The organism is Mesorhizobium sp. M0587 (genome assembly GCF_040320945.1).
Lineage (GTDB): Bacteria > Pseudomonadota > Alphaproteobacteria > Rhizobiales > Rhizobiaceae > Mesorhizobium.
This window is the reverse complement of record NZ_JAMYQP010000061.1, coordinates 1-26882: the sequence shown is the minus strand read 5'-3', so window position 1 is coordinate 26882 and position 26882 is coordinate 1. Positions and strand designations below refer to the sequence as shown.

The following is a 26882-nucleotide window of genomic DNA, read 5'->3' as shown; positions in this document are numbered from 1 at the left end:
GGCGGTCTCGCGGTTTTACCTTGTTGTGTGCGGCTGTGGTCTTCTTTCGCTGTTTTTGTGTCTGCGCGTGTGGCTGGGCGGGGGCGGCTGCGGGGCGCGCGCCCCCCCCCCCCCCCCCACGCCCCCAAGATCGTTTCCTTCCCGCTGTCGGAGGTGAAGCGGCTGACCGGCATCGAAGTGCCCCGTGCGGAAAGCCTCGATATCCTGTCGCGCCTCGGCTTCAAGCCTAAGGGTTCGGGTGATGTCGTTAAGGTGGCGGTGCCCTCCTGGCGCCCCGATGTCGACGGCAAGGCCGACCTGGTCGAAGAGGTCATGCGCATCCACGGCGTGGACAACATCGCACCACAGCCGCTCGGCTCGCATGACGCGGTCAACGCCAGGATTCTCACCACGTTGCAGGTTCGCACCCGTACCGCCAAGCGCGCGCTCGCGGTGCGCGGCATGATGGAGGCCGTCACCTGGTCGTTCATCCCGGCCAAACACGCCGAACTGTTCGGCGGCGGCCAGACGGCGTTGAAGCTTGCCAATCCGATCGCCGCCGACATGTCCGACATGCGGCCGTCGCTGCTGCCGGGACTGATCGCCGCTGCCCAGCGCAATGCCGACAGGGGCATTGGCGACGTCGCGCTGTTCGAAGTGTCGGGCACTTACGAGGGCGACGGCTCCGACCAGCAGCGGCGCGTGGCCGCCGGGGTGCGGCGCGGCACGGCCAAGCTCGACGGTTCGGGCCGTAACTGGGCCGGCAATTCGGGTCCGGTCGGCGTGTTCGACGCCAAGGCCGATGCCATCGCGGCGCTCGAAGCCTGCGGCGCGCCGGTCGATCGGCTGCAGATCGAGGCGGGCGGCCCTGCCTGGTATCATCCCGGCCGTTCCGGCACGATCAAGCTCGGCCCGAAGACGGTGCTCGGCACCTTCGGCGAATTCCATCCGAAGACGCTGGAGGGACTCGATGTCTCCGGGCCGCTGTGCGGCTTCGAAGTGTTCGTCGATGGCGTGTCCGAGCCGAAGGCCAAGCCGACGAAGACCAAGCCGAAGCTGGAGCTGTCCGCTTTCCAGGCGGTGAAGCGCGACTTTGCTTTCGTCGTCGACAAGGGAGTCGAGGCCGGCACGCTGGTGCGCGCGGCGCTCGCTGCCGACAAGAAGCTGATATCAGGCGTTTCGGTGTTCGACATTTTCGAGGGCACATCGCTCGGCACCGACAAAAAATCGATCGCCATCGAAGTGTCGATCCAGCCGGTCGAAAAGACGCTGACCGACGAGGATTTCGAGGCGCTGGCCAAGCGCATCGTCGAGAATGTCGGCAAGCAGACGGGTGGCGTGCTGAGGACGTAGAGCATTGCGAAGCCATGGCGAATCGCCGTCCAATGGGCGATGAACCATCTCCGCTATTCCGGGCTCCCGTTCGAAGAGCAACGCGCGGCGTTTCTCGACATCATCGCGGCAGACCCGCTTGTGCGCCAAGCGCTGGCGCGCGCCCGCACTTTCGCGCTACCGGACTGGCTGGTGGTCTCCGGCGCCCTCTACAACAGCGTCTGGAACTACCTGACAGGAAAGCCGTCGGGCTACGGCGTCAAGGATGTCGACCTGTTCTATTTCGATGACAGCGACCTGTCCTATGACGCCGAGGACGCCATCATTCGCCGAGCGGCGCAGCATTTCGAAGGGCTGCCGGTGCCGGTCGAGGTCCGCAACCAGACGCGGGTTCATCTGTGGTACCCGCAGAAGTTCGGGCAGCCCTGTCCGCGCTATACGAGTTCCAGCCAATCCGTCAGCTTCTTTGCCTCTAAAACTCACGCGGTTGGGGTGCGTTTCGACGCGGATGGGCAGTTGGAGTTGGTGGCGCCGTTTGGCCTCGATGACATGTTTTCGTTTCGGATTACGCCGAACCGGGTGATGGATAATCAGCGGACGCATGAGGCGAAGGGCAAGCGGGCGGAGGCTAACTGGCCGGAGATCAGCGTGGTGCGCTGGTAAGCGTTGCCGGAATGTCGGCGCGAAGCGCCCCCCTCTGTCCTGCCGGACATCTCCCCCTCAAGGGGGGAGATCGGCTGTCATTCTGGCTTTCGCCAATCGTAGAGGTTAAGTGAAGCGCCAGCCGTGGAACTGCCGATCTCCCCCTTGAGGGGGAGATGTCCGGCAGGACAGAGGGGGGCGCTTCGCGCCACCGTCTGGCGATATTTGCATCACGTGTCTCGCAAAAAGGGGCGCCGCAGCGCCCCTTCCAATCAATCAGCGATCACCAATCACCCATTAACCAGCGCCAGCAACTCCTCGGTGTAGCGCTTGCCTACGACCTTGTCCGGCGACAGCGCGTCACCAATCGCCGCCACCTCGGCAGCGCTCAGTTCGACCCCGGCCGCCGCCGTGTTCTGTTCCAGATGGCGGATCTTTCGGGCGCCGGGGATCGGCACGATAAAATCGCCCTGGTGCAACACCCAGGCGAGCGCCAGCTGCGCCGAGGTTACGCCCTTTTGCGCCGCCAACTTCTCCAGAGTGGCGACAACCTGGGCATTGGCCGCCATGGCGTCGGCCTGGAAGCGCGGCAGACCGCGGCGCCAGTCGTCGTCGCTCAGGGCCTCGGGCTTGGCGATGGTACCCGTCAACAGGCCACGACCGAGTGGGCTATAAGGGACAAAACCGATGCCGAGTTCGCGGCAGACGGCGAAAACCTCGTCCTCCGGATCGCGGCTCCACAGCGAATACTCGCTCTGCACGGCAGCGATGGGGTGCACGGCATGAGCCCGGCGGATGGTCGCCGCACTTGCCTCCGACAGGCCGAGCGCGCGCACCTTGCCCTCGCGCACCAGTTCGGCCATGGCGCCGACCGTGTCCTCGATCGGCACGTTGGGATCGACGCGGTGCTGGTAGTAGAGGTCGATGACATCGGTGCCCAGCCGCTTCAGCGAAGCCTCGGCAACGGCCTTGACGTGCTCGGGGCGGCTGTCGACGCCGGCCATGCGGTCTGTGCCGGTGCCTTCCTCCAGGATCTTGAAGCCGAATTTGGTCGCGATGGTCACCTTGTCGCGCACGGATTTCAACGCCTTGCCGAGCAGGATCTCGTTCTCGTAGGGGCCGTACACTTCGGCCGTGTCGAAGAAGTTGACGCCGATCTCGACGGCGCGGTGCAAGGTGGCGATCGCATCGGCTTCCGCCTGGCCGCCATAGCCGAAACTCATGCCCATGCAGCCGAGGCCGACCGGGTAGACGTTCAATTCAGTTCCTAGTTTGCGGGTTTGCATCACGCGTCTCCTTGTTGCGATGCGACAGAGATAGCGCCTTGCACTTCGTTCGATAATCGGCTCTTCTGCGCACAGGCCGTTCCAATAAATAGATCAATGAACCGCGCACATCTTTCACAGCTGGCCGTGCTGGCAACCGTCGCCCAATGCGGCAGCTTTCGCGGCGCGGCCAGGGAACTGGCCATCGCGCCGTCGGCGGTCAGCCACGCGGTGTCCAGCCTGGAAGCACGGCTTGGCGTGCGGCTTCTGTCGCGCAGCACACGCAGCGTAGCCCCGACCGACGAAGGCGCACAATTGCTGGAGCGCTTGCGGCCGGCGCTGTCGGAGATCGATCTTGCGCTGGAAACGGCGATCGAGGCGCGCGACCGGCCGGCCGGGAATCTGCGGCTCACCGTGCCGCGCACCGCCGCGCAGCTGACACTGGCGCCACGGCTTGGTGCCTTTGCCCAGGCCTTTCCCGACATCGTGCTGGAGATCGTCATCGAGGACCGTTTCACCGACGTGGTCGAGGGCGGCTTCGATGCCGGCGTGCGGCTCGGCGAGAGCCTGCAGCGCGACATGATCGCCGTGCGGATCGGCCCGCCGATCCGAGGCGCGGTGGTTGCCGCCCCATCCTATTTCGAGACCATGCCGCGCCCGAACCACCCGCGCGACCTGGCGGGGCATCGCTGCGTCCGCTTCCGATTTTCCAGCGGCGTGCTTTACCGCTGGGAATTCGAGAAGGATGGCGAGGAGCTGGAGATCGCCGTCAACGGACCGCTGATCGTCGGTGAGGATCGCCTGAACGTCGAAGCCGCGATAAACGGCGCCGGCCTGACCTTCGTGTTCGAGGGCTATGTCAATCAGGCGATTGCCGACGGCAAGCTGATCCGCGTCCTGGACGACTGGTGCCCGCCGTTCGACGGGTTCTTCGTCTATTATCCAAGCCGCCGCCAGATGCGGCCGGCGCTCAGGGCTTTCGTGGATTTCTTCAAGGTGAGCGGATAAGTGCGCCATCGCCCTCCACATAAGAGGAGGGTCGCGCGGCAACTGCCAATTGGCTTTTCGGCCGATTTCGGGCAACCTCGTCAGCTGTAGTCGACATGGAGAAGCGTGATGTTCCGATGGGGTGTTCTGTCGACGGCCAAGATCGGCCGCGAGCAGTTGTTGCCGGCGATCGCCGAGGCACAGAACGGCGTGCTGTCGGCGATCGCCAGCCGCGATCCGTCCAAGGCCAAGGCGCTGGCGGAGCGCTTCGGCGCGCGCCATGCCTTCGGCTCCTATGAGGAACTGCTGGCTTCGAACGAAGTCGACGGCGTCTACATCCCGCTGCCGACATCGCAGCATGTCGAATGGACGGCCAAGGCAATCGAGGCCGGCAAGCATGTGCTGGTCGAAAAGCCGCTGGCGCTCGACGCCAAGGACATTCCGCCGCTGATCAAGCTGCGCGATGCCAGGAAGGTGCTGGTCTGCGAAGCCTTCATGGTTATCTACCACCCGCAATGGATCAAGGTGCGCGACCTCATCGCCAGCGGCGCGATCGGCCGGCTGCGCCATGTGCAGGGCGCGTTCTCCTACTACAATGTCGACCCAAACAACATGCGCAACCAGCTCGATCTCGGCGGCGGCGCGCTGCCCGACATCGGCGTCTACCCGACCGTGTCGACGCGATTTTCCACCGGCAGGGAGCCGCTGCGCGTGCAGGCGACGATCGAGCGCGACAAGACATTCGGCACCGACATCTATTCCTCGATCCGCGCCGATTTCGGCGACTTCGAACTGTCCTTCTATCTGTCGACGCAAATGGCGGCGCGCCAGGTGATGGTTTTCCATGGGGAGAAGGGCTTCATCGAAGTTTTCTCGCCCTTCAATGCCGGGCTCTACGATCATCACCGCGTCGAGCTGCACAACCAGAACCACACCGAGGCGCAGGTATTCCGGTTTCCCGGCACCCAGCAGTACCGGCTGGAGGTCGAGACCTTCGCGCGGGCGGCGCAGGGCGGCACGGAGCGTGTCTTCACGCTGGAGGAATCCGTGCTCAACCAGAAGGTCATCGACGCCATCTTCCGCGCCGGCGGCAAGGACGGCTGGGAATCCGTCTGATTTTTGCGTCGACGCCAATTTCGGGAAACCGCCTATTCCCGGAGTGGCTTTAGCCGGCTAATTGGGAGGGGAAAATGGCTGACGATGCGGATGTTATCATTGTCGGCGCCGGCCTTGCCGGGCTGGTCGCCGCCGCCGAGCTTGCCGATGCAGGCAAGAAGATCATCATTGTCGACCAGGAACCCGAGCAATCGCTGGGCGGCCAGGCGTTCTGGTCGTTCGGAGGCCTTTTTCTCGTCGATTCGCCGGAGCAGCGGCGCATGCGCATCCGCGATTCGCACGATCTGGCCCTCGAGGACTGGATGGGCACCGCCGCTTTCGACCGGCCGGAAGACCACTGGCCGCGCAAATGGGCGGAAGCCTATGTCGGCTTCGCCGCCGGCGAGAAACGCTCCTGGCTCCTAGAGCGCGGCCTGAAATTCTTTCCGGTGGTCGGCTGGGCCGAGCGCGGTGGCGGCAACGCCATCGGCCACGGCAATTCGGTGCCGCGCTTCCACATCACCTGGGGCACCGGCCCCGGCGTGCTCGAACCTTTTGTGCAGCGCGTGCGCGAGGCGGAAAAGCGTGGATTGATCAGCTTCAGGTTCCGCCACCGGGTCAACGAGTTGACCCGCACGGGTGCGACCGTCGACGGCGTGCGCGGCGATGTCCTGCAGCCGAGCACCGTCGAGCGCGGCCACAAGAGCGCGCGCGATATCGCCGGCGATTTCGAACTCAAGGCGCAAGCGGTGATCGTCGCCTCCGGCGGGATTGGCGGCAATCATCAGCTGGTGCGGGAAAACTGGCCGCAACGGCTCGGCACGGCACCGGAGCGCATGATCACTGGCGTGCCCGACCATGTCGACGGCCGCATGCTGGCGATCACCGAACAGGCCGGCGGCTCGATCATCAACCGCGACCGCATGTGGCACTATGTCGAGGGCATCAAGAACTGGGCGCCGATCTGGACCGACCATGCGATCCGCATCCTGCCCGGCCCGTCATCGCTGTGGCTCGACGCCAGGGGCAAGCGCCTGCCGGTGCCACTCTATCCCGGTTTCGACACGCTGGGCACGCTCAGCCACATCATGAGCACCGGCTTCGATTATTCCTGGTTCATACTGACCAGGAAAATCATCCAGAAGGAGTTCGCGCTGTCGGGCTCCGAACAGAACCCGGACTTGACGGGAAAGAGCTGGCGTCAAGTGCTCGGCCGCGCCACATCCGGCATTCCGGGGCCGGTCAAGTCGTTCATGAACAAGGGCGAGGACTTTATCGTCGAAGCCGACCTGCCGACGCTGGTAGCGCGGATGAACGCACTGGCCGGCGGCGAACCGCTGCTGGACGTCGGCCAGGTCGAGCGCGAGATCCGTGCCCGCGACCGGCAGCTCGACAATCCGTTCTCCAAGGACATGCAGATCACCGCCTTGCGCGGCGCCCGCGCCTATCTCGGCGACCGGCTGATCCGTACCGCCAAGCCGCACAAGATGCTCGACCCGACAAATGGCCCGCTGATCGCGGTGCGCCTCAACATCCTGACCCGCAAGACGCTGGGCGGCCTGCAGACCGATCTCGACAGCCGCGTGCTGGGTGCCGACGGTCGGCCGGTCGCGGGACTCTATGCCGTCGGCGAGGCCGCCGGTTTCGGCGGCGGCGGCGTGCATGGCTATGCGGCGCTGGAAGGCACGTTCCTCGGCGGCTGCATCTTTTCCGGCCGCGGTGCCGGCCGGGCGGTGGCCGCCTCGGTGCAATAAGGGTCAAGCCGCGAGACTATAAGACCGCTCACCAGTGCCAGGAACCCTGTCCAAGGGCGGCAACCGCGTCGACGATGCGGGTGAAGCTGGCGCGGGCACGGCCCACCGAGTGCCGGGCCCTGAGATAACCGTGCACCAGGCCTTTCTCCTCGAGCCAGATGGCACGCCCGCCTGCCGCTACGACGCGGTCGCGATAGGCTTCGCCATCGGACGAAAGTGGATCGCATTGCGCCGTGACCAGCACGGTCGGCGGCAGGTAGGCGAAATCGGCGTCGGCAAGCGGCGACTGCGTGATGTCGCCGGTGCTGTCGACGCCGCCAGTGCGAATGTTCTTGTAGAATTCGAGATCGCGAATGGTCAGCATCGGCGCCTCGGCATGTGTCACATAGGACCCGCGCGACGAGTCGCCGCCAAGACCGGGATAGATCAGTATCTGGCCGATCGGTTTTTTCACATGGCCGCGTGTCGCATGGCTGACGGCCGCGGCAAGATTGCCGCCGGCGCTGTCGCCGCACAGCAGAATGGGGTGTTTGCGATTGGCGGCAGCCCAGTCGAAGGCGCTCATCACGTCGTCGAAGGCGGCCGGATGCAGGTGCTCCGGCGCCAGCCGGTAATCGACCGAGATCACTTCGTAGCCGGTGCGGGCGCAAAGCTCGGCGCAGACGTCGTCGTGGCTGTCGAGCCCGCCGAGCATGAAACCGCCGCCATGGACATAGAGCACCGTCACCGCTGCTCGCGGCGCGCCTCGGTAGATGCGGATCGGGATATCGCACGCCGGCCCGGCAATAGCGGTGGTCTCCGCTGTCACCCCCTCGGGATAGCCGGCAAAGAACTCCCGGCACATGCGGTCATAGATCTCGCGCTGCTCGGCAATCGTGTAGTCGATCGTATCCGGCGGGTAATAGGAATTGGTCCGCTCGATGAAGGTCCGGGTCTCGGCGTCGATGAGTTTGCCGTAGTCGGTCATACCGACTGTGAAGGGCGAGCCCAGGCGCCCCCCTCTGGCCTGCCGGCCATCTCCCCCTCAAGGGGGGAGATTGGTTGTCGCGACAGCTTTCGCCAACCTTCTACGTTGCAGGAGGAGCGCCGAGCCTGAAACTGCCGATCTCCCCCCTGGAGGGGGAGATGCCCGGCAGGGCAGAGGGGGGCGCCTCGCGCCGTTATCCCCGGCATTCCTCTATCTTCCCTTCCACACCGGGTCGCGCTTTTCCGCAAACGCGCGGAATCCTTCCATATTGTCCTCGGAGCCATACAGCGCATCGACCGTCGGCAACTGGCGGCGCGTCACTCTGTTCATCGCGTCCTGGAAGGTCAGCGCTTCGGCCACGCGCGCCGTCTCCTTGATCGCGGCGAAGACCAGCGGCGGGCCGCTGGCCAAAAGCCTGGCGATCTCCCAGACACGGTCCTCGAGTTGCTCCTTCGGCAGCACTTCGTTGACGAGGCCCCAGCGGTGCGCCTCGGCGACATCCATCCAGCGGCCGGTGAGCAGAAGGTCCATCGCGACATGATAGGGGATGCGTTTCGGCAGCTTGATGGTCGCCGCATCGGCCAGGGTGCCGGCTCGGATTTCGGGCAACGCGAAGGAGGAATGGTCCGAGGCGTAGATGAGGTCGCAGGACAGCGCCAGTTCGAAGCCGCCGCCGACCGCCATGCCATTGACGCAAGCGATGACAGGCTTGTTGAGATCGCGCAGCTCCTGCAAGCCGGCAAAGCCGCCGACGCCGTAATCGCCGTCGACCGCATCGCCGCCGGCAGCAGCCTTCAGGTCCCAGCCGGCGCAGAAGAACTTGTCGCCGGCGGTCCTGACGATGGCGACGCGCAAGGCGGGATCGTCCCGGAACGCCTTGAAGGTTTCGCCCATAAGCCGCGATGTCTTGAGGTCGATGGCATTGGCCTTGGGCCGGTCGAGCGTAACCTCGAGAATGGTGCCCTCGCGGCGGGTCGAAATGACGTCACACATTCTTCTTACCTCCCAGCACCAGCAGCGCGTCGGCGATCCAGGCACCCTTGCCTTCCGCGCAGACGATCAGCGGGTTGATATCCAGTTCCTCGATCTCGCCGGCATTCTGCTGGACGAAAGCGGCAATGCCGGAGATGGCGTCGATGGCCGCAACGACATCGGCTTTTGGCCGGCCGCGATAGCCTTCGAGCAGCGGATAGAGTTTCAGCCCGCGCAATGCCGCCTCGATGTCGTCGCGCGTCGCCGGCAGCATCAGCGTGACGCTGTCGCGCAGCAGTTCGACCAGCACGCCGCCGGTGCCCAGCGTCATGACCGCTCCGAACATCGGATCGCGGGTGAAGCCGACGATCAGTTCGGCGACGCCGTCGCGCACCATGCGCTCGACATAAAGCCCGGTGCCGAGCGGCAGCAAATCATGCGCCGCCGTGCTGACCGATTCGGCATCCTTGAGATTGAGTCTTACTGCCCCGACCTCGGATTTGTGGGTGACGCCCAACGCCTTCAACGCCACCGGGAAGCCGAGCGCCATCGACGAGATCACCGCCTCGACGGAATTGCCGGCGCGTTCGCCCTTCGGCACTGGAAGCCCGGCCCCGATCAGCCGTGCCTTCGCCTCGGCTTCATCTGGCGTGATGTGATCGCCGCCTGGCGCGCCGGAGGCGGACGTGTCGATCGGCTGCGCCTGCGGCTCATGCCACGCCCAGCCGATGAAGGCTGCCGCTTGCGCGGCGTCCATGGCTTCGGAAATGCCGAACAACGGCACCATGCCCCGCGCCATCAGCTCGGCTGTGTATTCTTCCGGCAGGTTCTCCGGCAGCGAGGAGACGATCGCGCCATGCGCCTTGTTGGTCTTCAGCGCCGATTCGAAGGCGCGCAGCGTCGCCCACCAGTCGGTGACTGAGCAGCGGTCGGGACGCGGAAAGTCGAGCACCAGCATGTTCAAATCGAAGCCGCCGGACACCATGGCTGTGAAGGTGGCGGTCATCGCCGGCTCGTTGTTCCAGATGAAGGTGTGATAGTCGAGCGGGTTGGCGACCGCCACCAGCGGCCCGAGCGTCGACTTGACATGGGCGCGATGCTGGTCGGTCAGGACCGGGAAATTGACCCAGCGGCCTTCGGCGCTGTCGGCCATGACGGAGGCCTCGCCGCCCGAACAACTCATCGACGACAGGCGATAGCCGGGCAGCGGACCGGTGATGTGCAGCAGCTTCAGCACTTCGATGAAGGCGGGGATGGAATCGACGCGCGCAATACCAAGCCGCTTCAGGAAAGCGCCCGACGCTGCGTCCGAGCCGGCGAGCGAGGCGGTGTGCGAGACGGTCGCCTGCCGCGCCTGTTCGGAGCGACCGACCTTCATGGCGATGATCGGCTTCTTCAACTCGCGCGCCCGTGCCGCCAGCCGTTCGAAGCCGGCTACCGAATCGAAAGCCTCGATATGCAGGCCGAGCGACGTGACCCGCTCGTCCTCGATCAGGCCGAGCGCCATTTCGGACAGGCCGGTCTGTGCCTGATTGCCGGCGGTCATCAGGAAGGCGATCGGCAGGCCGCGCTTCTGCATCGTCATGTTGATGGCGATGTTGGACGACTGCGTGATGATCGCGACGCCCTTGCCGCCCTCGGCCAGCCTTATGCCGCCATGCTGGTCGGGCCACAAAAGCGCGCCGTCGGCATAGTTGATCAGGCCATAGCAGTTCGGGCCGATGATCGGCATCTGGCCCGCCGCCGCCACCAGCTCGGCCTGCAGCCGCTCGCCATCGGCGTCGTAGGCCTCGGTTTCGAGAAACCCCGCGGCAAAGCAGACCGCGCCGCCGGCGCCGCGTTCGGCCAGGGCCTTGATCACTTCGATGGTCAGGTGCCGGTTGACACCGACAAAGGCGGCGTCTGGCGCGCCGGGCAGGTCGGCGACCGAACGATAGGCCTTGCGCCCGGCGACCTCGTCCTTGCTCGGATGCACCGGCCAGATCTCGCCGGCAAAGCCCATCTTGATCGATTGCGCCACGACCGCGGCGGCCTGCGCGCCACCGAAGACGGCGATCGATCTGGGGCGGAGAAGACGTTCAAGCTTGTGCATCGATCAAGCCCCGAACGGGCGCAGCAGCGCCCGCGAAATGATGTGGCGCTGGATTTCCGACGTGCCTTCCCAAATGCGCTCGACGCGGGCATCGCGCCAGATGCGCTCCAGCGGCAGGTCGTCCATCAACCCCATGCCGCCGTGGATCTGGATCGCCTCGTCGGCGACGAAGGCGAGCATTTCGGTGGCCTTCAGCTTGGCCATGGCCATATCCTGGTCGGTGACGGTGCCCTGATCGTACTTCCAGCCGGCTTCGAACACCATCAGGTCGGCGGCCTTCAATTCAGTCGCCATGTCGGCGAGCTTGAACGAGACGCCCTGGAACTTGCCGATCTGCTGGCCGAACTGCTGGCGTTGCGCGGCATATTCCACCGCATGGCCAAGCGCCCGCTCGGCCCGGCCGAGACAGGTGGCGCCGACCTGCAGGCGGGTGGCGCCGAGCCACGAATTGGCGACGTCGAAACCCTTGTGCACCTCGCCCAAGACTTGGCTCGCCGGCAGGCGGCAATCGTCGAATTCGAGAATGGCGTTGGTGTAGCCGCGATGCGAGACGTTGCGATAGCCGTCGCGCACCGTGAATCCCTTGGTGCCCTTGTCGACGAAGAAGGCGGTGATCTTCTTGCGTTTGCCACGCGGCGAATCCTCTTCGCCCGAGGCCATGAAGACGATGGCGAAGTCGGCGAGATCGGCGTGGCTGATGAAATGCTTGGTGCCGTTCAGCACCCAGTCGTCGCCGTCCTGCACAGCGGTCGCCTTCATGCCGCGCAGGTCCGAACCGGCGCCCGGCTCGGTCATCGCCAGGCAATCCCATTTCTCGCCGCGGATGCAGGGAAACAGGTACTTTTCGCGCTGCTCAGGCGTGCCGGCCAGCAGAATGTTGGAGGGACGCGCGACGCAGGTCCAGTGCAAGGCGTAGTTGGCGCGGCCGAGTTCCTTCTCGTAGAGCAGCCAGGTCACCGTATCGAGGCCGGCACCGCCGACGTCCGCCGGCATGTTGGCGGCATACAGCCCGGCTTCTATCGCCTTGGCCTTCAACTCCTCGATCAGTTCGCGGCGCAGCACCCCGGTGCGTTCCACCTCACGCTCATGCGGGTAAAGCTCGTTCTCGACGAACGCGCGCGTCGTCTCGACGATAAGCTTCTGTTCCTCCGACAGACCGAAATCCATGGTCTCAGCCTTTCTTCTTTTTCTTCGGTTTTTCGGCCTTCTTCACCGGCTTCAATGCCTTGGCTTTTTCGGCCGCCTTGGAAGCGGTAGGCTTTTTCGCCGCCAGCTTGGCCAACTGCTTCGTATAGTCCTTGTGCAGGGCGCCGGCACCCCAGCCCTTGCCTTTGTTCTGCTTGGACAGCGCGTCCATGATCGCGACCAGATTGTCGTCGCGGATCTTTTCCAGTTCGCGGATCGACAGGCCGTGGGCCTGGTCGTCCGACTGAGTGGCGATCAGGTCGACCAACTCGTCGTTGAATTCCGGGACATCCATGAGCTTGGTCCATGGCCATTTCAGGCACGGACCGAACTGGGCCATGAAGTGGCGCATGCCGGCCTCGCCGCCGGCGACGCGATAGACCTGGAACATGCCCATCTGCGCCCAGCGCAGGCCGAAGCCATAGCGCATGATGTCGTCGAGCTCCTCGACGGTGCAGATGCCGTCCTTGATCAGCCACAGCGCCTCGCGCCACGCTGCTTCGAGCAGGCGGTCGCCGACGAAAGCCTCGATCTCCTTGCGGATGACGACAGGCTTCATGCCGATCGAGGCGTAGATCTCCTTGGCCACCTCGATCGCCTCGGGAAAGGTCTGGTCGCCGCCGACGATCTCGACCAGCGGCAAGAGATAGACCGGGTTGAACGGATGGGCGACGACCAGCCGCTCGGGGTGCTTCTTCATCGCCACCTGCATGTCGCTCGGCTTGATGCCTGATGTCGACGAGCCGACGATGGCGTTGGCGGGCGCGTGGGTGTCGATCTCGGCCAGCACGCGGTGCTTGAGGTCGAGCCGTTCCGGCACGCTTTCCTGGATGAAGTCGGCATCCGCGACCGCCTCGGCTATGGTCTTGGCGAAGGTCAGCCTGCCCTCTTTCGGCAGGCCGCCGGGCACCATCTGCTTATAGGCGCGGCGCGCGCCCTTCATCACCTCGCCGACCTTGCGCGACGCCTCGGGGTCGGGGTCGAAGATCGACACATCGATGCCGTTCAGCAGCAGGCGCGCCACCCAGCCGGCGCCGATGACGCCGCCGCCGATGGCGGCCGCCTTGTTGATGATGCTCATGCGGAGGCTCCGGTTCTTGTCCTGGCTGTTTCTGGATCGATGAGAGGCACGCGCTCGCCGGTCCTGGCGGCATAGTCGATCTCGTGCGCGGTCAGGAACTCGTAGTCTTCCCGGTCGCCATCCTTCATCGCGGTGAATTTTACGGTAGTCACGCCGGCCTCCCAGCGAATAATTTATGCCGCTATCGGCGCCCGCTTGGTCAGGTTCAGCTTCTTGCGCACCTCCTCCGGGCCGAGGATTCGGGCGCCGAGATTGGTGACGATACTGGCCGCACGTTCGACCAGCTGCGCATTGGTCGCCAGCACGCCCTTGTCGAGCCACAGATTGTCTTCCAGCCCGACGCGAACATTGCCGCCGGCCAGCACCGCGGCGGCGACATAGGCCATCTGGTTGCGGCCGATGGCGAAGGCCGACCAGTTCCAGGTCGACGGGACGTTGTTGACCATGGCCATGAAAGTGTTGAGGTCGTCAGGCGCTCCCCACGGCACGCCCATGCAGAGCTGCACCAGCGCATCGGGATTGAGCACCTTTTCCTCGACCAGCTGCTTGGCGAACCAGAGATGGCCGGTGTCGAAGGCTTCGATCTCCGGCTTGACGCCGAGCGCCGTCATCATGCCGCCCATGGCGCGCAGCATGCCGGGCGTGTTGGTCATGACATAATCCGCCTCGGCGAAATTCATGGTGCCGCAATCGAGCGTGCAAATTTCCGGCAGGCACTGGCGCACATGCTCCATGCGGTTGGTGGCGCCGCCCATGTCGGTGCCTTTCTCGTTGAGCGGCAGCGGCGCCTCGGGCGATCCGAACACCATGTCGCCGCCCATGCCGGCGGTCAGGTTCAGGATGACGTCGACGTCCGCCGCGCGGATGCGCTCCGTCACCTCGCGGTAGAGATGCACGTCGCGTCGCGGTTTGCCGGTGTCGGGGTCGCGGACATGGCAATGGACGATGGCGGCACCGGCCTTGGCCGCATCGATCGCCGAATCGGCGATCTGCTTGGGCGAGCGCGGCACATGCGGGCTGCGGTCCTGCGAACCGCCGGACCCGGTTACGGCACAGGTAATGAAAACCTCACGGTTCATCGCGAGCGGCATGGAAAATCCTCCCAATCGGACAATAGGCCAAGAATGCCTGACTTGCCGGAAACTGTTTTGCGTTTTACGAAGCTTCCATGACTAAAAGCGAAAAACCGCCGATCTTTCGTGCCGAGCGCTCGCCGCTCAAGGTCACGCTGCTGGTGTTTTCCGGCTCGTCCATCATGTGCGTGGCCTCAGCCGTCGACCCGCTGCGTGCCGCCAACCGTATCTCCGGCGAGACCCTGTTCGATTTCAAGCTGGTCTCCGTCACCGGCGAGGCCCCGGTCACCACATGCGGCCTGCCGGTGGCGGTCAGCGGCCGCTTCGACGCGGCCGAGCAGACCGACATGCTTGTCGTCGTCGCCGGCTTCGGCACCCAGAACTATGCGACGTCGGCCCTGCTGTCCGGCCTGCGCCGGGCGGCGCGGACGGCGCGCGCCTGTGGCGGCGTCGAGGCCGGCACCTGGCTGGTGGCGCGCGCTGGCCTGCTGGAAGGGCGCAGCGCCACCACCCACTGGGAGGACATGGAGGAGTTTTCCACGGCCTTTCCCGGCGTCGACGTGCGGCCCGACCGCTATGTCATCGACGGCCCGGTCTTCACGTCAGGCGGCGCCTCGCCGACATTCGACCTGATGCTGCATCTGATCCGCACGCGGCTCGGCATGGCTGTCGCGCTCGATGTCGCCAGCGTCTTCATCTACGACCAGGCACGCGCCTCCACCGATGCGCAGCCGCTGGTCTCGCTCGGCCGGCTCGACGGCTACGACCCGCGTCTGGCGCAGGCGATCCGATTGATGGAGGCGCATGTCGACCAGCCGCTGACCATAGAAGCCGTGGCAAAGCGCGCCGGCGTGACCGCGCGAACCCTGGAGAGCATCTTTCGCAAGTCGATCGGCGAGACGCCGGGCGCCTATTATCTCAGGCTGCGCCTGGGTGCGGCGCGCCGGCTGGTGGTCGACACCAGAGTGGCGATGGCCGATATTGCCGGGCGGACCGGATTTTCGTCCGCCGCGGCATTTTCGAGGGCTTTTTCACGGGCATTCGGTGAAGCGCCGGTCAGGCTGCGACGCGGGTAGCGCTTGTCGCCCAAAAGCGTGAAGCGGTTTTGGGACGCATAAACAAAGATCGATCAGGCAGCGTTCTGACGGTCGCTGCCGCTATCGATCTGCGAGCGCATCTGCTTTGCCAGGTGGGTTTCGAAACGGCTGGCAACGGCACGATCCCACTCGTTCGAGCGGCGTGCACCATCTTTCGGATGCGGCAATTCCATCAACCGGTCGATGATCGATCCGGCCTCGCCAGGTGAGAGCAGGGCGTCGATTTCACGTTCGTTCTGCATATCGGTTCGCCTCCTTCTTCCTCTCCCGCCACGAGCCATTCTTATACGAGATTCGTGACGGCAGTTTGAAGGCAAGAGCGAGGCGATTGAGGGGCGTCAAAGGGCAAAACCTTGTCGTCGAATATGGGCGCGCGCAAAGCCGTTCCAGGGCGTCGCCGCTGGCAAGGCACGCACTCAGGCCCCCCTTCTCCCCGTCCCTAACGGGGAGAAGGTGCCGGTCCACCCTCCGCAGCTGCAGCGCAGCTGCTGCGGAGGACGGGCAGGCGGATGAGGGGCGGCGCGAACGTGACGTGACTAGCCATCTCTAGGCATGCCTATTTCAAACGTACCTGTTGACGATGTTTTCGAGCAGTTCCTGGCGGCCGGAGCGCGGCTGCGGCTCGATCTTCTTCTTCACCACCCGCTCGGCGATGTCTTCCAGCGAGCGCTTGCCCGACAGCATCGCCTTGGCCTCGGCGCTGTTCCAGCCGGCATAACGCTCGGCCAGCGGGCCCGACAGCGCCTTGTCCTCGACCATGCGAGCGGCGGCCTTGAGGCCGCGCGCGCAGGAATCCATGCCGCCGACGTGGCCGATCAGCAGATCCTGCGGATCGAGCGACTGACGGCGCAGCTTGGCGTCGAAATTGGTGCCGCCGGTCTTGAAGCCGCCCGCTTGCAGCACCTGGTAATAGGCCAGCGCCATCTCCGGCACATTGTTGGGGAACTGGTCGGTGTCCCAGCCGGACTGGTAGTCGTTGCGGTTCATGTCGATCGAGCCAAAGACGCCTAGCGCATTGGCGAGCGCCAGCTCGTGCTCGAAGGAGTGGCCGGCGAGGATGGCGTGGCCCTGCTCGATGTTGAGCTTGACCTCCTTCTCCAGCCCGAAGCGCTTGAGGAAGCCGTAGACCGTCGCGACGTCGTAGTCGTACTGATGCTTTGTCGGCTCCTGCGGCTTCGGCTCGATCAGGATCGTGCCCTTGAAACCTATCTTGTGCTTGTAGTCGACGACGAGACTGAGGAACCGCCCGGCCTGCTCCTGCTCGCGCGCAAGATCGGTGTTGAGCAGCGTCTCGTAACCCTCGCGTCCGCCCCACAGCACATAGTTCTCGCCCTTCAGCCGCTTGGTGACATCGAGGCAGCTTTTCACCGTCGCCGCCGCGTAGGCAAAGACATCCGGGTCGGGATTGGTTGCCGCACCGGACATGAAGCGGCGATTGGAGAACAGGTTCGCCGTGCCCCAAAGAAGCTTGACGCCGGTCTGCTTCATCTTGCCCGCAAAATAATCGGCGATTTCGTCCAGCCGCGCCGCACTCTCGGAAAAATCCTTGCCCTCGGGCCGCACATCGGCGTCGTGGAAGCAGAAATAGGGTGCGCCGAGCAGCGAGAACATCTCGAAGGCGACATCGGCCTTGAGCTTGGCCAGTTCCATCGTGTCGATGCCGCCGGCCTTGGGGAACCAAGGGCGGTCGAAGGTCTGGCCACCGAACGGATCGCCGCCCGGCCAGGCGAAGGAATGCCAATAGGCGACGGCAAAGCGCAGATGGTCCTCCAGCCGCTTGCCGGCCACCACCTCGTCGGGATTGTAGAACCGGTAGGCCAGCGGATTGGTCGAATCCGGTCCCTCATACTTGATCTTCTGGATGTCGCCGAAAAATCCGCTGCTCATTGGTTCTCTTCCTCTCGATTAATCCGCCCCGATTACCTCAGGCGTAATTGGTTTCGCTCTTGCGTCCGCCGAAAAAGCTCATGTCACAGCCACCCGACAAAGGAGACAGACCATGACCGACCTCAACACGATCGCCCAAAACTACATCACCGCCTGGAACGAAGGCGACGCGAAGCGCCGCGCCGAGTTGCTCAAGGCGACCTTCACCGAAGATGTCAGCTACCGCGATCCGCTCATGCAGGGCGACGGCCATGACGGCGTCGCCGCGCTCATCGACGGCGTCCAGCAGCGCTTTGCCGGCTTCCGCTTCTCGCTGAAGGGCACGCCGGACGGCTTTGCCGACAAGATCCGCTTCTCCTGGAATCTCGGCCCCGAGGGCACGCCTTCCGTCATCGAAGGCACAGATATCGGCATCATCGAGAATGGCCGCCTGAAGAGCGTCACGGGTTTTTTGGACAAGGTGCCGGCGCAGTGAGGATTTCTGGGTAAGGCGGGCGTGAGGCGCCCCCCTCTGGCCTGCCGGCCATCTCCCCCTCAAGGGGGGAGATTGGCAGCTCTTACGTCGGCTCCCGACTTGCAGCGCTGGCGATTGGCGAAGGCCGAAAAAGAGCTTGATCTCCCCCCTAGAGGGGGAGATGCCCGGCAGGGCAGAGGGGGGCGCCGCGCGCCTACTCACGCCGTTGCCGCCCTGATCGCCGGATACAGCGCCCGATAGCGCTGATACGCATCCGCGTAAGCGCCGCCAAGTGCGGCATCGGGTTCGATCGTGGCATCCGTCCTCGGCGCCTTGCAGACATTGAGCGGATCGGCGCCCGTCGCGGCAATCAGGCCAAGCCTGGCGGCGCCGAAGGCGGCGCCGAAATCGCCGTCGGCGGGAATGTCGACCGGCAGGCCAAGCGCGGTGGCAATGGCTTTCAGCCAATAGCGCGAGCGCGAGCCGCCGCCGATTGCCGTTACGCGCGTCAATGTGGTGCCCGCTATCCTCAACGCTTCGAGACTGTCGCGAAAGGCAAAGGCGACACCGTCGAGCACGGCCTGGGTCAGTACGGCGCGGCTCGACTCATGACCAAGGCCGGTGAACGCGCCGCGAATGGCCGAATCATTGTGCGGCGTGCGTTCACCCGAGAGATAGGGCAGGAAGGACACGCCGCCCGGCGCCTTCAGCGTGTCGCCGAGTTCGGCGGTCAGTTCGCCCGCGCCCTTGCCCGTGATTTCCGACAGCCAGTTCAGCGAATCCGTCGCCGACAGGATGACGCCCATCTGGTGCCAGGTGTTCGGAAGCGCGTGGCAGAAGGTATGGACGGCACTTGCCGGGTTCGGCAGGTAGGACGCGTTCGCGGCAAAGAGCACGCCCGACGTGCCGAGCGAGACGAAGGCGTGGCCCGCGCCCACCGTGCCCATGCCGCAGGCCGAAGCGGCATTGTCACCGGCGCCACCGGCAATCGGGATGCCCGCCTGCATGCCCCATTTCGAAGCCAGTTCGGCGCGCAGGGCGCCAGCTCTGTCGGTGCCTTCGACCAGCGACGGCATCTGTCTTTCGTCGAGCGACGTCGCTGCCAGCAATTCGGACGACCAGCGACGCTTGCCGACATCGAGCCAGGCCGTGCCGGCCGAATCCGACATTTCCGAAATATGCTCCCCGGTCAGCCAGAGCCGCAGGAAGTCCTTGGGCAGCAGCACCTTCGCTACCCCGGCGAAGGCAGCGGGCTCGTTGTTCTTGACCCAGGCAAGCTTCGGCGCGGTGAAGCCAGGAAAGACGATGTTGCCAGTGAGTTCGCGGAAGCGAGGATCGGCATCGAGCGCCGCTGCCTCGACATGACTGCGCGTATCGTTCCACAGGATGCAGGGGCGCAGCACCTTGTCGGCCGAATCGAGCAAGGTTGCACCGTGCATGTGGCCGGACAGGCCGATGCCTTTCACCGCCGCGAGTTGCCCTGGATGGGAAGCCCTCAATTCGGCAATTGCTTCGTCGCAGGCGCGTATCCATTGAGCCGGATCCTGTTCCGACCAGCCGGGGTGCGGACGCGATACGTCGAGCGACGCATGGCCGGAACCGATGACGGACTGTCCCGCATCGATCAGCAGCGCCTTGATACCCGACGTGCCCAGGTCGAGGCCGAGATACATGATTTCCTCCCTTGCCATTAATTTTTTCGGATCTCGAAAAAATCTGGCTTGGCCAGGTTTTAAGGCAAGATCCGCTTCGGGTCAATTCTCTGACAAATCGGCCGCACGCCGTGAAAGCAGCGCCGACAGTGGACTGTCAGGCCGCGCCATCGAACGCTCTGCCGTGAGCGCTCTTGCCAGCGCGCCATCACCCGCCCGCAAGGCCGCTTCGATCAGTGTCAGGTCGATGATGTCGCGTTGTGCATGGCTGCCGCCGAAGCGATGGGCGATCGCCCGAATCGGCCTGATCAGGCGCACCGTCCGGCTATAATCCCTGTCGCCGAATGCCTGGATGGCGAGCGTAAGGGGATGGCCTACATCCCGGGTGAAAGCCGCGTTGTCGTCGTCGCCGCGCATGGCCTCCCGCTGCGCGTCGAGCAAGGTCCGGGCCGGGGCGTCGAGCCCGGCACCAACGAAGGCCATCATCGCGTGAGCGTCGTTGAAAGCATAATTGCCGGCGCCGGCCTTGGGCGTCCAGTTGGCGGCAAGCGCTGCCCAGCGATCGCCTGCATCGACGCCGCCGAGATGGAGCCGCCACAAGATCGCCGAAGCATCGACCATGTTGAGCGCCAGCGTCGATCGCGTGCCGTAGATCGGCCCGTCATAAAGTGCCAGCACCTCGTCGGTCTCGCCGAGGTCATAGTGAAATAGCGCCAGATGCCACCAATTGTGCACCTTGAGGAAACTCTCCGTCGTCCACGCCTCGGGGTTGGCGCGCATCCAGGCGATGCCATCCCTTTGCCGGCTTTGCATCTCCATCACATGCGCCACGGCATGTTGCGCCCAGCCGTCGCGCGGCTCGATCTCGATCGCCGCGCGGCCAAGCGTTTCGGCACGGGCGTAGTCTCCCATTTCCTCCAGCCCGAAGGCCTGCATGCCGAGCACGGCGTGGTAGCCTGGCATGCCGTCCTGCCAGGACGGCAAGGCGCGGGCGATGCGGTCGCGCAGCATGCGGGCATTGCCGGTGAAGAAATCGATCTGGTGCCCGATCTGCAGCGCCACCGCATCGAGCGGGAAATCGATGGCGACGTCTTCGAGGATGCGGGCGGCCTCATGCCAGCGCCCGCCGGCGAGATGGCCAAGGGCAGAGACATGCGCCTCTTCGCGCCTCGTCGCGGCAAGCGGCAGCGCCGCTTCGTAACATGCCTTGGCCACGGCCGTCGCCTCTCGTTCGGTAGCGAGCCCAAAGAGATAGCCCTTGAAGACATGCGCCATGACGAAACCGGGGTTCTCGGCGATGGCCCTGTCGACCGAGCCGACAGGATCGCCGATGAAGCACTGCAGCTCACGCACCGCCTGGCTGTAGGGCGTGAACCCCGCATCGCTCGCGCCCGAAAACGCCAGGCCGAATGCATCATTGACTGCCATGCAACGTCCCCTGATCGACCCGTGAGCGATCCTTCGAACCTAGGTCCGAAGCGATCTTAAAGCCGTGCGGTGATGACCGGCGGCCGCATCGGCCGCGTTAACATGAAGCTCGATGAGAATTATTTCAACATGTCCGCCGGCACCATCGGCCGCGACCTCGTCACCGCTTCGACAAGGACACGATCATCCTCTCGGGCGGCACTATCGGCGGCAATATCAGCGTCAGCGGCGGCAATGACAGCGTGACGGTTGCCGGCGGCACGGTCGGCGGCGATGTGCCGATGAGCTTTGGCGACAATTTCGTCTGGAGTGGCGGCGGCATCATCTGTGGTTCGGTCGACCTCGGCGGCGACAAGCGATGCCGCCAGAGTCGGCGCTGCGCGAGGAGCGAGCCCGAACTCAATTGCTGGAACGCATCGCCACCGTGGCGATGCCGGCGCCGACCAGCAGCGTGCCGCCGGTTCGGTTGAAGATGCGGATCGCCTTGGGGTTGCGAACGACGTTGCGGGCGCGTGCCGCGATCAGCGCGTAGCCGAAGGCATTGGCGAAGGCGAGCGCCAGGAAGGTCGTCTCGAAGATCAGCATCTGCGTCCAGAAATCGGCGTGCCGGTCGAGGAACTGCGGCAGGAAGGCGACGAAGAAAGTGATGCTCTTCGGGTTGAGCGCGGTGACCAGCCAGGCATGCGCCATCATCTTGGCCGACGATACTGCGTCGGTGCGCGGTTCGGCTTTCAGCGCGCCGCCGGCGCGGAACAGTTTCACGCCGAGATAGATCAGATAGCCGGCGCCGATCAGCTTCAGGATCGTGAAGACAGTCGCCGAAGCCGCCAGCAGCGCGCCGATGCCGAGCATCGACATCGTCATCGCGGTGAAGTCTCCCAGCGCCACGCCGACCGCCATCGGCAGGGCGGTGCGCCAGCCCTGGCCCAGCGCATAGGACACCACCAGAAGAATAGTCGGCCCCGGAATGACGAGAAGGATCGTCGATGCGGCGGCGAAGGCGGCCCAGTTTTCGAAGGACATGCTCGTCTCCCTTGAGCTCAAAGAAGAGGATAAATCCTTAGGCCCGGGAGAATGTAAAGGCCACGATTTCAATCGCGCCAACGGCAGGCCGGCATCCGTTCGCGCCGTTTAGCGAATCACGACATCGGCCAAGGCCTTTACGCTTTATCAACCATGAATGGTGAAAATGCCTGCTATCCGGCCGGACCGTGCTTCCCGCCGACAGCGTAGGGTTTGGGTACATGCGTGGGTTGCCGCAAGGTCTGACGCCGCCGCGAAACGGCGACGCAATCGAAACCGATCATCACTTCTCCCGCCGTGCCATACTGTCCGGGGCGGGCGCGCTGGCGCTGCTCAGCGCCGCCGGCTGCTCGACTTCCGGCGGTGGCCTGTCGATGCTGCAGCTTGACGACACGGTTACCGGCTCGGTGCGGCCGATCCGCCCGAGTATCAGCGTCGACAAAAACATCACCAGTCCCGACTTGATGTACGCCGCCTTGACCGATGGCGGCTTCAACGTGCCCGAAGTGCCTTACCTCAAGGTCAAGCCGGAATTCCGCCGCCAGATCGTGGTCGACACGACGGGCGAAGCGCCCGGCACCATCGTCGTCCACCTGCAAGAGCGCATGCTCTACCTCGTCCAGCCGGGTGGCGATGCCATCCGCTATGGCGTCGGCGTCGGCAAGGACGGCTTCCGCTGGTCCGGCCGCGCCAACATCCAGTACGGCAGGGAGTGGCCGACCTGGACGCCGCCGCCCGAGATGATCACCCGCAAGCCGGAGCTGGTGAAGTGGCAGGGCGGTCAGCCCGGCGGCCTCACCAATCCGCTCGGCGCGCGTGCGCTCTACATCTACCAGGACGGCAAGGACACTGGCTACCGCATCCATGGCTCGCCCGAATGGGCGAGCATCGGCCAGGCGATGTCGTCGGGCTGCGTGCGCCTGATCAACCAGGATATCATCGACCTCTACAGCCGCGTTTCGAAGAAAAACCCGGTGGTGGTCGTCTGATCCATCACCCGCTCCACTCTCCCGTTGCGCGATAGCGAAAGACAGGCGAAGGTGCCCTGAAACCATCGCCTCGGGAGAGATCAGGAATGGCCGGAACTTTCGTCATCGCGCAGGGCGGCGGCCCGACCGCCGTCATCAACCAGACGGTTGTCGGGGCGACGCTGGAGATCCGCAAGCAGCATCCCGGCGCCAAGGTGCTGGGTTCGCTGCATGGCGTGCGCGGCATTCGTGACGGCAATTATGTCGACCTCTCCGCCATATCGGAGGACCGGCTGCGGCTGATCGCCGGGACACCAAGCGCCGCCCTTGGCTCGACGCGCGACAAGCCGGACGCCGCCTATTGCGACGTGATTCTCAACGGCCTGAAAAAGGCTGGCGCCGATGCCTTCATCTACATCGGTGGCAACGACACGTCGGGCACGCAGCAGATCCTGACCGACGCCGCCGGCGGCAAGATCGCTTTCGTCCATGCACCGAAAACCATCGACAATGATCTCGAGGAAAACGACCACACGCCGGGCTTCATGTCGGCTGCCGAGTTCGTCGCCGGCGCATTCCTCTCCGTCGATCTCGATTTTCGCGCGCTGCCCGGCATCTATGTCGGCATCGTCATGGGCCGGCACGCAGGATTCCTGACCGCCGCCTCGGCCGCCTGGCAACTCGACCCCGACAGCGGTCCGCACCTGGTCTACGTGCCGGAGCGGCCGTTCTCGGCCGCCGGCTTCATAGAAGACGTGCGCGCTACGCTCGACCGCCACAAGCGCTGCATTGTTGCCGTGTCGGAAGGTGTCAGCACCGCCGACGGCAAGGCGCTGGTCGAAAGCCTGGTGCCACCGGACAAGCTCGAGCGCGACGCGCATGGCAACGTCAAATTGTCCGGCAGCGATCTGCCGGCCGCGCTTGAGCGCGCATTGGCCGAAGGCCTGCCGGGCAAGCGGGCCCGCGTCGATGCGCTTGGCTATATGCCGCGCGGCTATGTCGGCGCCATCAGCGCGGTCGATGCGCAGGAGGCTTTCGATGCCGGCGCCTTCGCCGTCACCGTTGCCGAACAAGGCGGCGGCTCGGTGGCATTGCAATATGACGGCACCAAAACGGTGCTGAAGAAGGTGCCGTTGAAGAACGTCGCCGGCAAGACCCGCCATATGCCTGACACTTTCATGAAGCCCGACGTCAACCAGCTGTCCGATGCCGGCATGGCCTACCTCAAGCGGCTGGTGCCCGAAAAATACAAGGTCGGGAAGCCGTTCGTCTGATGCCCCAGGCTCACACTTGATGCCGGGCTGGTTCAGCAGGAGCATCGTCGACGACAAGACGACGATGCTCACCGAGCCGTTCGTGCATGAGTATGTGCGCGCCAACATCTGGCACCTGCGCGGACGCGACGCGGACCTTTTGGTCGATACCGGTATGGGCATCTGTCCGCTGGCGCCGGAGATCGAGACGCCCGAGGGCAAGCCGCTGCTGGTCGTCGCCACCCATATCCATCTCGACCACGTCGGTTCGCTACACGAATTCCCGCTACGGGCGGGGCCAAGGATGAGTGCCGCCCAGTTCGAGAGCATGGACGAGCCCGCGACGTACGCCTACATGTTCCGCAACCTCGAAGGCGCCGTTTCGAAACTGCCGGAACATGGCTGGAAAGCCGCCGACTACAAAATCCCCTCGGCACCGTTGACACGTATCCTCGGCGAGGGCGATTTGGTCGATCTCGGCGACCGGCAATTCCGCGTGCTGCATCTGCCCGGTCACTCGCCGGATTCGATCGCGCTGTTCGACGAAACCGACGGCCTGTTCTTCAGCGGCGATGCCATCTACGACGACCGACTGATCGACGACCTGCCGGACTCCGACCAAGCCGCCTATGTCAGCACCATGCAGCGCCTGCTCGACCTGCCTATCCGCATCGGCCATGGCGGCCACGGCCCAAGTTTCGACGGCAAGCGCATGCGCGAGATCGCCTCGGCTTACATACGCCGGCGAGCGGGTCCGTAAGCGCGTCCTGAATTAAATCTTCGTAAGGTCGGCCCAAAACCCTAATCCAGGCCGATCCAAAACCTAGATAGCTGGTTGTCGACGCGGCCGGCCGTCATGTACGGCGAGACAGGCGATCCCGGTCGCCGGCACGCCGACGGGAGCTTCTCCAGGAACCCCGCGGCGCCGGATCAACTCTCGCCCGGACAGAACGACCATGTCACCCCTAAGCATTCTTCGCAGGCATCGCGTCGCAGCCCTGCTGGGCGCTGCACTGATCATCTCTCCCGCCGTCGTCTCGTTGGCGCAGAACGCAAGCAGCATCGGCACGAGCAACGCCGCTGCGACGACCCAGACCCCTATTGCCGGGATAAAGGCCCCGAACGGTTCGTTTGCACCGATCGTGGCGATGGCCAAACCGGCGGTGGTGACCGTCACTACGGTCACCAAGGCACAGCCGGAAGCGATGGGCGGGGCGTCGCCTTTCGATGGCGATTCACCCTTGGACGACTATTTCCGCCAGTTCTTCGGTGATCAGGGAACACCCATGCCCAGGACGCCGCCGCAGCGCCAGGCGCCGCGGAGCGAGGCCTTGGGCTCCGGCTTCATCGTCAGTGCCGATGGCACCATCGTCACCAACAACCACGTCGTCGATGGCGCCTCTTCGATCAAAGTGACGCTCGACGACGGCACCGAGCTTCCGGCCAAGCTCGTCGGCCACGATGCCAAGAACGATCTCGCCGTGCTCAAGGTCAAGCCCGGCAAGTCCTTGGCGACCATCAAGTGGGGCGATTCCGACAGGCTGATGACCGGCGACCAGGTGCTGGCGATCGGCAATCCGTTCGGCATCGGCACGACGGTCACCGCAGGCATCGTTTCGGCACGCGGCCGCGATCTGCACAGCGGGCCGTTCGACGATTTCATCCAGATCGACGCACCGATCAACCGTGGCAATTCCGGCGGTCCGCTGGTGGATGTGAACGGCAACGTCGTCGGCATCAACACGGCGATCTTTTCGCCCAACGGCGGCAGTGTCGGCGTCGGCTTCGCCATCCCGTCCGACCAGGCGCAGAAAGTGGTCGCCAAGCTGATGAAGGGCGGTTCCATCCAGTATGGCTATCTGGGCGTCCAGATCCAGCCGGTGACGCCTGACGTGGCAAGCGCCATCGGGCTCGATCACGCCGGCGGCGCCCTGGTTTCACAGGTCAATGACGGCTCGCCCGCGGCAAACGCCGGCATCGAGAGCGGCGATGTCATCACCAGCTTCGCCGGACAGGACGTGAAGGACCCCAAGGACCTGTCCCGGGCCGTCGCCGACGTCGCGCCGGGCGCCAGGGAAACACTGGATGTCTGGCGCAAGGGCAAGACCATGCGGATTTCCGTCGATGTCGGGCGCAACAGCGACGAGGCCAAGACGGCGTCGACCGGCGATTCCAGCGCGCCGAGTGCCGGGCAGGGCGCGCGCCTGCCGGCGCTCGGCCTTGGCCTGATGGACATCACGCCCGAAATTCGCCAGCAGATGAACCTCGCCGACAACGAGCATGGCGCGGTGGTCGCCAGCGTCAATCCCGATAGACCGGCGGCTGCCGCCGGCATACAGCCCGGCGATATCATCGTCGCCGTCAACCAGGCTCCGGTGAAGAGCGCCAGGCAAGTGACCCAGGCGATTGCGCAGGCCGGCAAATCGGGCCGCCATTCCGTGCTGCTCCTGGTGGAGCGAGGCGACGCTCAGATCTATGTTGCCGTGCCGTTCGCCAATGGCTGAGACGTATTTGCCGGCGTGAGTGCTGGCGGTGTGGCAGGCCTGTCGATGACGCACCTGCCATTCCATGCGATCAAATGGCGACAGTCTAGCCCGGATATCTCACACAGTTGAAGTGCATCGGGGCTCCGAATCAAGGAAAATGCTTCTGCGACAAAGACTTACCTTGAGCAGAGGTATTCCCCGATGCAAACA

22 protein-coding genes and 3 pseudogenes are annotated in these 26882 nt (G+C 64.7%); 12 read left to right on the top strand and 13 right to left on the bottom strand.

Going from position 1 to position 26882, the window contains the following annotated elements; genetic code table 11:
- Positions 1–117 precede the first annotated feature (117 nt).
- Positions 118–1332, top strand: a pseudogene (locus NKI49_RS31265) (phenylalanine--tRNA ligase subunit beta); the annotation flags it as partial.
- A gap of 39 nt (positions 1333–1371) precedes the next feature.
- Positions 1372–1974, top strand: coding sequence for a nucleotidyltransferase family protein (locus NKI49_RS31260; RefSeq protein ID WP_352607660.1), 603 nt, complete (start codon positions 1372–1374; stop codon positions 1972–1974).
- Between the two features lie 269 nt (positions 1975–2243).
- On the opposite strand, the gene NKI49_RS31255 is transcribed toward NKI49_RS31260, so the two are convergent.
- Positions 2244–3239: an aldo/keto reductase gene (locus NKI49_RS31255; protein WP_352607658.1), complete on the bottom strand. Its 996-nt coding sequence runs from the start codon at positions 3237–3239 to the stop codon at positions 2244–2246.
- Positions 3240–3335: 96 nt separating this feature from the next.
- Between NKI49_RS31255 and NKI49_RS31250 the strand changes: the two genes are divergently transcribed.
- From NKI49_RS31250 to NKI49_RS31240, 3 genes are all read left to right on the top strand, one after another.
- The gene (locus NKI49_RS31250; RefSeq protein ID WP_027023941.1) at positions 3336–4226 is read left to right on the top strand and encodes a LysR family transcriptional regulator; all 891 of its coding nucleotides are present in this window, start codon (positions 3336–3338) and stop codon (positions 4224–4226) included.
- 108 nt (positions 4227–4334) lie between these two features.
- A complete protein-coding gene (locus NKI49_RS31245) occupies positions 4335–5321 on the top strand; it encodes a Gfo/Idh/MocA family protein (protein WP_027023942.1) in 987 nt (328 codons plus the stop codon).
- A gap of 74 nt (positions 5322–5395) precedes the next feature.
- Complete coding sequence (locus NKI49_RS31240) at positions 5396–7054, top strand: FAD-binding dehydrogenase (protein ID WP_352607655.1); 1659 nt, start codon at positions 5396–5398, stop codon at positions 7052–7054.
- 28 nt (positions 7055–7082) lie between these two features.
- Here NKI49_RS31240 and NKI49_RS31235 read toward each other — a convergent pair whose 3' ends face one another.
- The 7 genes and pseudogenes from NKI49_RS31235 to bcoG form a co-directional block, all read right to left on the bottom strand.
- Positions 7083–8021 carry an alpha/beta hydrolase gene (locus NKI49_RS31235; RefSeq protein ID WP_352607653.1) on the bottom strand — a complete coding sequence of 313 codons (939 nt, stop codon included), beginning with the start codon at positions 8019–8021 and terminating at the stop codon, positions 7083–7085.
- A gap of 210 nt (positions 8022–8231) precedes the next feature.
- The gene (locus NKI49_RS31230) at positions 8232–9014 is read right to left on the bottom strand and encodes a carnitinyl-CoA dehydratase (protein ID WP_352607651.1); all 783 of its coding nucleotides are present in this window, start codon (positions 9012–9014) and stop codon (positions 8232–8234) included.
- A complete protein-coding gene (locus NKI49_RS31225) occupies positions 9007–11085 on the bottom strand; it encodes an acetate--CoA ligase family protein (RefSeq protein WP_352607649.1) in 2079 nt (692 codons plus the stop codon). The genes NKI49_RS31230 and NKI49_RS31225 overlap by 8 nt, the downstream gene beginning before the upstream one ends.
- A gap of 3 nt (positions 11086–11088) precedes the next feature.
- Positions 11089–12252, bottom strand: coding sequence for an acyl-CoA dehydrogenase family protein (locus NKI49_RS31220; protein WP_140583042.1), 1164 nt, complete (start codon positions 12250–12252; stop codon positions 11089–11091).
- 4 nt (positions 12253–12256) lie between these two features.
- Positions 12257–13351: a carnitine 3-dehydrogenase gene (locus NKI49_RS31215; RefSeq protein WP_352607647.1), complete on the bottom strand. Its 1095-nt coding sequence runs from the start codon at positions 13349–13351 to the stop codon at positions 12257–12259.
- A 47-nt stretch (positions 13352–13398) separates the two neighbouring features.
- Positions 13399–13503: pseudogene (locus NKI49_RS31210) on the bottom strand (peptidase); the annotation flags it as partial.
- Positions 13504–13524: 21 nt separating this feature from the next.
- Positions 13525–14442: a 3-dehydrocarnitine:acetyl-CoA trimethylamine transferase BcoG gene (gene bcoG, locus NKI49_RS31205; protein WP_352607645.1), complete on the bottom strand. Its 918-nt coding sequence runs from the start codon at positions 14440–14442 to the stop codon at positions 13525–13527.
- Between the two features lie 77 nt (positions 14443–14519).
- Between bcoG and NKI49_RS31200 the strand changes: the two genes are divergently transcribed.
- The gene (locus tag NKI49_RS31200; protein WP_352607643.1) at positions 14520–15500 is read left to right on the top strand and encodes a GlxA family transcriptional regulator; all 981 of its coding nucleotides are present in this window, start codon (positions 14520–14522) and stop codon (positions 15498–15500) included.
- A 53-nt stretch (positions 15501–15553) separates the two neighbouring features.
- Here NKI49_RS31200 and NKI49_RS31195 read toward each other — a convergent pair whose 3' ends face one another.
- Positions 15554–15763: a hypothetical protein gene (locus NKI49_RS31195; protein WP_352607641.1), complete on the bottom strand. Its 210-nt coding sequence runs from the start codon at positions 15761–15763 to the stop codon at positions 15554–15556.
- 319 nt (positions 15764–16082) lie between these two features.
- The gene (gene xylA, locus NKI49_RS31190; RefSeq protein WP_352607639.1) at positions 16083–17408 is read right to left on the bottom strand and encodes a xylose isomerase; all 1326 of its coding nucleotides are present in this window, start codon (positions 17406–17408) and stop codon (positions 16083–16085) included.
- A 112-nt stretch (positions 17409–17520) separates the two neighbouring features.
- Between xylA and NKI49_RS31185 the strand changes: the two genes are divergently transcribed.
- Positions 17521–17883 carry a nuclear transport factor 2 family protein gene (locus tag NKI49_RS31185; protein ID WP_352607637.1) on the top strand — a complete coding sequence of 121 codons (363 nt, stop codon included), beginning with the start codon at positions 17521–17523 and terminating at the stop codon, positions 17881–17883.
- A gap of 197 nt (positions 17884–18080) precedes the next feature.
- On the opposite strand, the gene xylB is transcribed toward NKI49_RS31185, so the two are convergent.
- Together xylB and NKI49_RS31175 are read right to left on the bottom strand one after the other, a co-directional pair.
- Positions 18081–19535 (bottom strand): xylulokinase, encoded by a 1455-nt coding sequence (xylB, locus tag NKI49_RS31180; RefSeq protein ID WP_352607664.1) that lies wholly within the window; start codon positions 19533–19535, stop codon positions 18081–18083.
- 81 nt (positions 19536–19616) lie between these two features.
- The gene (locus NKI49_RS31175; protein WP_352695875.1) at positions 19617–20942 is read right to left on the bottom strand and encodes a tetratricopeptide repeat protein; all 1326 of its coding nucleotides are present in this window, start codon (positions 20940–20942) and stop codon (positions 19617–19619) included.
- Between the two features lie 66 nt (positions 20943–21008).
- On the opposite strand from NKI49_RS31175, the pseudogene NKI49_RS31170 reads away from it, so the two are divergent.
- Positions 21009–21295 (top strand): annotated as a pseudogene (locus NKI49_RS31170) (autotransporter family protein); the annotation flags it as partial.
- A 46-nt stretch (positions 21296–21341) separates the two neighbouring features.
- Here the strand turns inward: NKI49_RS31170 and NKI49_RS31165 are convergent.
- Positions 21342–21965 (bottom strand): LysE family translocator, encoded by a 624-nt coding sequence (locus tag NKI49_RS31165; RefSeq protein ID WP_352607633.1) that lies wholly within the window; start codon positions 21963–21965, stop codon positions 21342–21344.
- Positions 21966–22186: 221 nt separating this feature from the next.
- On the opposite strand from NKI49_RS31165, the gene NKI49_RS31160 reads away from it, so the two are divergent.
- From NKI49_RS31160 to NKI49_RS31145, 4 genes are all read left to right on the top strand, one after another.
- Positions 22187–22954, top strand: a complete 768-nt coding sequence (locus tag NKI49_RS31160) for a L,D-transpeptidase (RefSeq protein WP_352607631.1) — start codon at positions 22187–22189, stop codon at positions 22952–22954.
- An 86-nt stretch (positions 22955–23040) separates the two neighbouring features.
- Entirely contained in the window at positions 23041–24207 is a 1167-nt protein-coding gene (locus NKI49_RS31155) for a 6-phosphofructokinase (RefSeq protein WP_352607629.1), read from the top strand.
- A gap of 19 nt (positions 24208–24226) precedes the next feature.
- Positions 24227–24946 carry an MBL fold metallo-hydrolase gene (locus tag NKI49_RS31150; RefSeq protein ID WP_352607627.1) on the top strand — a complete coding sequence of 240 codons (720 nt, stop codon included), beginning with the start codon at positions 24227–24229 and terminating at the stop codon, positions 24944–24946.
- Between the two features lie 196 nt (positions 24947–25142).
- A complete protein-coding gene (locus NKI49_RS31145; protein WP_352607625.1) occupies positions 25143–26690 on the top strand; it encodes a DegQ family serine endoprotease in 1548 nt (515 codons plus the stop codon).
- The last annotated feature ends 192 nt before the right edge of the window (positions 26691–26882 follow it).